The sequence below is a fragment of the Saccharopolyspora sp. genome (assembly GCF_017434145.1).
GTDB lineage: Bacteria > Actinomycetota > Actinomycetes > Mycobacteriales > Pseudonocardiaceae > Saccharopolyspora_C > Saccharopolyspora_C galaxeae.
Map to the genome: position 1 here is coordinate 1 of NZ_JAFRFW010000630.1, position 7,225 is coordinate 7,225.

The 7,225-nt window shown below is 70.4% G+C and carries 7 protein-coding genes; 5 read left to right on the forward strand and 2 right to left on the reverse strand.

Annotated features, from left to right (window positions below; translation table 11 throughout):
• Together IJH84_RS17370 and IJH84_RS17375 are read left to right on the forward strand one after the other, a co-directional pair.
• Window positions 1-276: DUF6319 family protein (locus tag IJH84_RS17370; protein ID WP_295146288.1), on the forward strand; the 276-nt coding region annotated here is incomplete at its 5' end.
• Between the two features lie 77 nt (window positions 277-353).
• Window positions 354-761, forward strand: a complete 408-nt coding sequence (locus IJH84_RS17375) for a hypothetical protein (protein WP_295146293.1) — start codon at window positions 354-356, stop codon at window positions 759-761.
• Window positions 762-770: 9 nt separating this feature from the next.
• Here the strand turns inward: IJH84_RS17375 and IJH84_RS17380 are convergent, their stop codons facing one another.
• Window positions 771-1,142 (reverse strand): hypothetical protein, encoded by a 372-nt coding sequence (locus IJH84_RS17380; protein ID WP_200073173.1) that lies wholly within the window; start codon window positions 1,140-1,142, stop codon window positions 771-773.
• 316 nt (window positions 1,143-1,458) lie between these two features.
• Here IJH84_RS17380 and IJH84_RS17385 point away from each other — a divergent pair, with 316 nt between their 5' ends.
• Window positions 1,459-3,510, forward strand: a complete 2,052-nt coding sequence (locus tag IJH84_RS17385; RefSeq protein ID WP_295146303.1) for a transglycosylase domain-containing protein — start codon at window positions 1,459-1,461, stop codon at window positions 3,508-3,510.
• Between the two features lie 232 nt (window positions 3,511-3,742).
• On the opposite strand, the gene IJH84_RS17390 is transcribed toward IJH84_RS17385, so the two are convergent.
• Entirely contained in the window at window positions 3,743-4,684 is a 942-nt protein-coding gene (locus IJH84_RS17390; protein WP_295146296.1) for a CPBP family intramembrane glutamic endopeptidase, read from the reverse strand.
• Window positions 4,685-4,817: 133 nt separating this feature from the next.
• Between IJH84_RS17390 and IJH84_RS17395 the strand changes: the two genes are divergently transcribed.
• Both IJH84_RS17395 and IJH84_RS17400 read left to right on the forward strand, forming a co-directional pair.
• The gene (locus tag IJH84_RS17395; protein WP_295146298.1) at window positions 4,818-6,173 is read left to right on the forward strand and encodes a serine hydrolase; all 1,356 of its coding nucleotides are present in this window, start codon (window positions 4,818-4,820) and stop codon (window positions 6,171-6,173) included.
• A 69-nt stretch (window positions 6,174-6,242) separates the two neighbouring features.
• On the forward strand, window positions 6,243-7,225 hold a 983-nt coding region (locus tag IJH84_RS17400; RefSeq protein WP_295146301.1), incomplete at its 3' end, for a 3-deoxy-7-phosphoheptulonate synthase.

A 7,225-nucleotide genomic window follows, 5' to 3' on the forward strand; every position in this document is an offset into this window, starting at 1 on the left:
AAGCCGAAGTCGCCGGCGGGCGCCACCGTGGTGCTCACCGCGGACGAGGCCGGGCAGTGGAACGTCGAGGTCAGCACCGGCAAGAAGCGGGTGCTGCGGCCCACGCCGGTGACCGCCTCCGCGGTCGCGCAGGCGGCCAAGTCGCTGCACTCCGATGTCGCAGCCGCGGTGGAGCCGCTGCTGGAGGCCGCCCGCGATCAGCAGCGGGACCGGGTCGAACAGCTGCAGCGGGAGCTGGCCGAGGCGCAGCGCAAGCTGGACGAACTCGCCGATTGATCCCGGCGGGCGGGCGCGCCTGCGGATCGGGCCCCGCTGCGCACATCGCTGCCGGGAAGCTCTCTAGAATCGGAATCGTGAAGCGCAAGCTGCTGACCCCGCGTTGGATGGCGCTGCACGCCCTGTTCGTCGTCGCCACGATCGCGACGGGTTTCCTGGCGGTGTGGCAGTGGGACCGCGCGCACGACGCCGGCGGCAGCTTCCAGAACCTGGGCTATGCCTTGCAGTGGCCGCTGTTCGGCGTGTTCACGGTGTGCCTGTGGGTGTGGCTGATCCGGATGGAATCGCGCGCCGGCCCGGACGCCGAAGCCGCGAAAGCAGATATCCCGGACGAGTCCGGCACGGCGGCCGCTACGCCGAGCACGCGACGCCGCCCGCTGGTGCCGCCGCCCGCGTCCTCGGTCGACGAGGACGAGGACCCGGAACTGGCGGCCTACAACCGCTACCTCGCCGAACTGGACGAAGCCGACCGGCGGGACCGCTGAGCGCCGCGCTCAGTTGAACGTGATGTCCCCGCGGATCTCATTGGTCTGCACCAGGTTGCGCACGTCGCCGGAGTTCTGGTTCACCACGTGACCCGAGGCGGTCATCTCCTTGTGCACCTCGCCGCCCGCTTCGCGCAGCTGCTCGCGGAAGTCCGGATCGTCCCCGGCGACCCGGTCGAGCCGTTCGGCCAGCGCGGTGATCTGCGGGCGCTGCGCACCGGGCGCCTCGGCGGCCTCCAGCGCGGCCAGCGTCTCGGTGTCCTCGCTGCGCCTGCGCAGCAGTCCGCGCACCTTTTCCAACGCGCTCTTCGCCGCGGCCCCGAGTGCGACGGCGGCCTGACCGCCGAGGGCGGTCGCCAGGGAATCAAAGAACGGGTCCATCGGCTCCTCCGCTTCGGCTCGAAGTGACCAAGTGTAGTCGATCGAGCACGTGGTCCGGCGCATTCCGGCGTATCGGCCTGCGAGTACGTTTTTCCCCGCGGTGCCGGGGAGAACGCCGCCGCGCTGATCGGCCGCGGCGGCCGATGTGATATCAACGAAAGGACCGGCGAGGCACCCGGGAAGAGCCGATCTCGGTCGGGCTGCCGGACCGCCGGGGCCGCCTGGTCCGAGCATCGGGCCTGCGCTCCCGGTGCAGATCGAGCCTTCGCGACGTGTGGTGATTGGGGCTGGAGTGCGCAGCGGCGTGCTGTTGAAGATGTTCGGGCTGTGCGTCCTGGCCGGTGTGCTGGTGGCGTTCCTGATGATGCCGATGGCCTCCGGCGCGGGCGCCGTGGTCAACCAGACCACCGACGCGATGGCGAGCATGTCCAGTTCGCTGGCCAAGCGCGACATGCCGCAGGTCTCGACGGTGACCGACCGGGACGGCAAGCCGATCGCGCACTTCTTCAAGGACTACCGCGTCGAGACCAAGCCGGAAGAGGTTCCGGAGAACATGAAGTCCGCGATCACTTCGGTCGAGGACAAGCGGTTCTGGAACCACGGCGGCGTGGACTGGCAGGGCACCATGCGCGCGATGGCCAGCAACGCGGGCGGCGGTTCCACCCAGGGCGCCTCCACGATCACCCAGCAGTACGTGAAGAACTACCTGGTGCACGTGGTCGCCAAGAACGAGGTCGACGCCGAGCGGGCCAAGGAGACCACCATCGCCCGCAAGCTGCGCGAGGCGAAGATGGCCGTCGAGCTCGAGCGGACCATGACCAAGGAGGAGATCCTCACCGGTTATCTGAACGTGGTCCCGTTCGGCAACCAGACCTTCGGCATCGGCGCCGCGGCGCGGACCTACTTCAACACCACGCCGGACAAGCTGACCGTGTCGCAGTCCGCGCTGCTGGCCGCCATCGTGAACCAGCCCGGCTCGCTGAACCCGGAGACCAATCCGCAGGACGCGATCCAGCGCCGCAACACGGTGATCGACCTGATGACCGATCCGCACAACCGGTACGTGCTCACCAAGGAGGACGCCGAGAAGGCCAAGGCGGAGCCGCTGGGCGTGGCCTCGCCGCTGGGCCGGCCGCCGAACGGCTGCGTCGGCCTCGGTGACGGCACCACCGACGGGTTCTTCTGCGAATACCTGCGGGACTACCTGGAGAAGTCCGGCATCGACGACGACAAGCTGGAAACCGGCGGCTACACGGTGCGCACCACGCTGGACCGCCGTGCCAGCGACGCTGCCAAGCAGGCCGCCGAGAAGCAGGTGCCGACGCAGACCGAAGGCATCGCCAACGCGATGGCCGCCGTCCAGCCCGGTGACAAGCACCAGGTCCGTGCGCTGGTGGCGAACCGGGACTTCGGCAACAACCCGAGCGCGGGCCAAACCGCCTACGACATCGTCAGCCGGGTGCAGCCCTTCGGCGCGGGCTCGATCTACAAGGTGTTCACCGCCGCTGCGGCGATCAACCAGGGCAGAAGCATCTTCGACACGATCGACGTGCCACCCAGCTACACCTCGCAGGTGTTCAAGAACGGCACCGCGCCGTACACGGTGAGCAACGCCGAGGGGGTGCAGCCGGGGCCGCGGACGTTGCAGATGGCGCTGGCGACCTCGCCGAACACCGCCTTCGTCAAGCTCGAGGAGCAGGTCGGGCTGAACAACGCCGTGGACATGGCCTCGAAGCTCGGGCTGCGGCAGGGCATGAACGGGGTGAACAGCAGCGGCAGCACGCTCGACGAGGACGGTTCCAACGGCCCGTCGCAGGCCGAGGCGGTCAAGCGCAACAACCGCGGCGCGTTCACCCTCGGCTACACGCCGACCAGCGTGCTGGAGCTGTCCAACGTCGCGGCGACGATCATGAGCGGTGGCAAGTGGTGCCCGCCGACGCCGGTCGAAGAGGTCACCGACCGCAACGGCAACCCGGTGCCGCTGAAGGAAGCGCCGTGCGAGCAGGTGATCTCGCCGCAGGTCGCGGGTCAGCTGGCGCAGGGCATGAGCCTGGACGACAAGGTCGGTACCTCGAAGCAGGCCGCGCAGGCCGCGGGCTGGAACCGGCCGCTGATGGGCAAGACCGGGACCACGCAGGAGCACAAGTCGGCCGCGTTCCTGGGTGCCACGCCGCAGATGGCCGGTGCGGTGCTGACCTACGCCGACGGTTCCAGGCCGCGCGGGATCTGCGACAGCGGCGGCGACGCACCGCCGTTCCTGTGCGGTGAGGGCAACATCTACGGCGGCAAGGTTCCGGCGCGGACCTGGTACGACGCGATGATGCAGGTCCACGCGCCGCTACCGGTCGTGCCGCTGCCGGGAGGCTGACCGGCCGGGCGATCCGTCACGAAGCACCCCGCTGCGGAGAGTTCCGCGGCGGGGTGCTTTTGCGTGCGTCGGAATCGCTCACCGGCTGCCGCCGACCGAGGCGGAAACGTCGTGCTGCGAACGTTCCCCGCGCGGAGCGGTCCTGCGCGCTCGCCGACCGCCCCGGAAAGCCTTGGCACCGGCCGACATTCAGGGAGATGGTCGGGGTAGGCGCCACCGCGCCCGGATCGCCTCAGCGGCGGCTGAGGCGCCGGACGCCGCGCGAAATGCCCGCGCTCTGCTGCGGCAGCTCGACCGGCAGTTTCCGCAGCAGCGCCAGCACCAGGATCGCGAGCGCGAGCACTATCCAACCGGACCAGCCGAGCAGTCCGGTCGTGACGCTGTCGACCGGGCTCCCCGCCGCGCTGAACAGCAAGCCGAGCCCGGCCGCGGAGTTGAGGAAGCCGTGCGCGATCGCGGCGGGCCACACGCTGCGCGACGCCAGCCGCAGCCAGCCCAGCAACGCGCTGGTCAGCACGCCGTAGCAGCCCATCATGATGAACGCGACGACGATCGGAGCGCTCGGGTAGTTGTAGCCGAGCACCAGCAGCGGCCCGTGCCACAGCGCCCACAACACGCCGGTGATCAGGAAAGCCGCTGGCTGGCCGAGCGGCAGCAGCGCCCGCGTCAGGTAGCCGCGCCAGCCGAGTTCCGCGCCGAACGCCGGGATCACGTTCAACCACCCCAGCAAGAACACCTGCAGCAGCTGGTCCAGCGCCAGCTGTCCCGGCGTGATCCCCTCGGCAGGCCCGTAGGTCTCGGCGAGCCCGGAGAACCCGAACCAGTCCGCCCGGTACACGCCGAGCATCCAGCCGACCACCAGCGCCAGCAGTGCCAGCACCGCGGGCCCGAACCAGGCGATCAACGCGTATCCCCACCAGCGCCGGAATCCGCCTTCGCTGGTGATTCCCAGCTCCCTGGCGATCGAATCGCGCGGACTGATCCACTTTTGCACGACGACCCCGGCCAGCGCGGGCGCGGACATCATCCCGAGGATGATCACCGGTGCCCAGCCGGAGGTGAGTCCGGTACCGGTCAGGAACAGCGGGATCGTCAGCGGCCAGGCCACCAGGTAGCTCAGCCCGACGAAGCTCACCGTCCCGCGGACGTCGACGTGATCGTGTTCAGCGCTCACTCCTACATCTTGCCAAGGCGAGGCGGCCGAGCCGCTGTGACGTGCGAGGCGGTCGAGCCGCGGCGACACGCGAGGCGGCCGAACCGCTGTGATGCGAGGCGGCCGAGCCGCGGCGACATGCAAGCATGGGCGGATGACCAGCTTGCTCCCCTCCACGCAACGCGCCCTGTTCCGGCGATTGGCCGTCGAGCAACGGCAGAACCGCATCCCGTCGCTGGTGGCCGGTCTCGTGCGGGACGGCGAAGTGCTCTGGTTCGGCGGCAGAGGCGCGGTCGAGGGCGCCGAGCCCACAGCGGACACCCAGTACCGCATCGGCTCGATCACCAAGACCTTCGTGGGCGTGCTGGTGCTGCGGCTGCGCGACGAGGGCAAGTTGCGCCTGACCGACACGCTCGACGAGCACCTGCCGGGCACCGCGGTCGGTGATCGCAGCATCGCGCGGCTGCTCACGCACACCACCGGCATGAGCGCGGAACCGCAAGGCCCGTGGTGGGAACGCACTCCCGGCGGTTCGCCGCAGGACCTGCTCGCCTCGATCGACGAGTCCGCGCTGCGTCCGCCGCCGCAGCACGGTTTCCACTACTCCAACACCGGCTTCGGCGTGCTCGGCGAGCTGGTCTCGCGGCTGCGCGGCAGGTCCTGGTTCGCGGCGGCGGAACAGGAGATCCTGCGTCCGCTCGGGATGGACCGGACCTCGTTCGGCCCGCAGGCGCCGCACGCCAAGGGTTTCGCGGTGCACCCGTGGGCGGACGTGCTGCTGCCGGAACCCGCCGAGGACCACGGCGCGATGTCCCCGGCAGGCCAGCTCTGGTCCACTGTGGACGACATGTTGCGCTGGGCGCGGTTCGTGGACGGGGACACCGGCGACGTGCTGCACCCGGACACGGTGGCCGAGATGCGCGCACCCGGTGCCGTGGACGACGGGGACGTGTGGCGTGCGGGCTACGGGCTCGGTCTGCAGCTCGTGCGGGACAACGGGCGGCGGCTGGCCGGGCACACCGGTTCCATGCCGGGATTCCTCGCCACCGTGATGACCGATCCGGCGCAGTCGACCGGCGCGGTGTTCATGGCCAACAGCACTTCCGGCGTCTCCGGCGGGCTGATCACCGACTTGCTGAACATCCTGGACGAGCACGAACCGCGCATCCCGCAACCGTGGACACCGAGCGCGGTGAGCCCGGAACTGCTGGAACTCACCGGCCAGTGGTATTGGGGTCCGACGCCGTACGTGCTGCGCGTGCTGCCGGAGGGGCTGCTCGACCTCGTCCCGTGGCAGGGGCGCGGGCGCGCGTCCCGCTTCCGCCCCAACTCGGACGGAACGTGGACCGGGATGGACGGCTACTACTCCGGTGAGCTGCTGCGCATCGGACGCGATGCCGACGGCGTTCCGAGCCACCTGGACCTGAACACGTTCATCTTCACCCGCACTCCTTACGACCCGGCCGCACCCGTTCCCGGCGGCGTGCAGGAGTGGCGTTCCGGCGAATGAGTCCCACCTGCGGCCGATCCGCGCCACCTCCTGATCAGGTTAGCCTGGCCTTCACTCGTGGAGGTGTGCATGGATCAGCCCAGGACCGTGACCGCGCCGGAGGAGCTTCGCGCCGAGTTGCCCGCGGATGCCGCTACGACCGCACGAGTCGGCCGATGGCGCGGGCGGATCGAGGACGTGCTCGCCGGGCGGGACGACCGGGTGCTCGCCGTGGTCGGCCCGTGCTCGGTGCACGACCTCACCGCCACCCGGCGGTACGCGGCTCGGTTGCGGGATCTGGCGGACGAGCTCAGCGGTGAACTGCTCGTGGTGCTGCGCAGCTTCTTCGAGAAACCGCGCAGCACGGTCGGTTGGACCGGCTTGTTCACCGACCCGGCGCTGGACGGCGGTTCGGACGTGGAGCGCGGGATGCGGTCGGCGCGCCGCCTGCTGCTGGACGTCGCCGAGCTGGGACTGCCTGCCGCGACCGAGTGGGTCAGCCCGTTCGCCCCCGCCTACCTGGCCGACCTGGTCGGCTACGGCACGATCGGCGCCCGCACCGTGGAAAGCCAGCCGCACCGGCAGCTCGCCGCGGCGCTGCCGATGCCGGTCGGCATGAAGAACGGCACCACGGGCTCGTTGCGGGCGGCCGTCGACGCGGTGGTCGCCGCTCGGCACCCGCACGGATTTCTCGGCATCGGCCCGCGCGGCAGCGTGGCCTGGACCAGCGCCACCGGGAATCCCGGCGCACACGTGGTGCTGCGCGGCGGCGTGAGCGGGCCGAACTACGACGCGATCTCGGTGCACCGCCTGCTGCGGCGGTTGCGGACGGCCGGATTGCCGGAGGCCGTGGTGATCGATGCGAGCCACGGCAACAGCGGCAAGGACCACGCTCGGCAGCCGGGCGTGGTCAGCGACATCGGTGCTCAGCTCGCGTCCGGGAACCGGGCGATCCGCGGCGTGATGGTGGAGAGCTTCCTGGTTCCGGGCAGGCAGGACGTCCTGCCCGGCCGCGCGCTCACCGAGGGGCAGAGCATCACCGACTCCTGCTTGGGCTGGGACGACACCGCGGA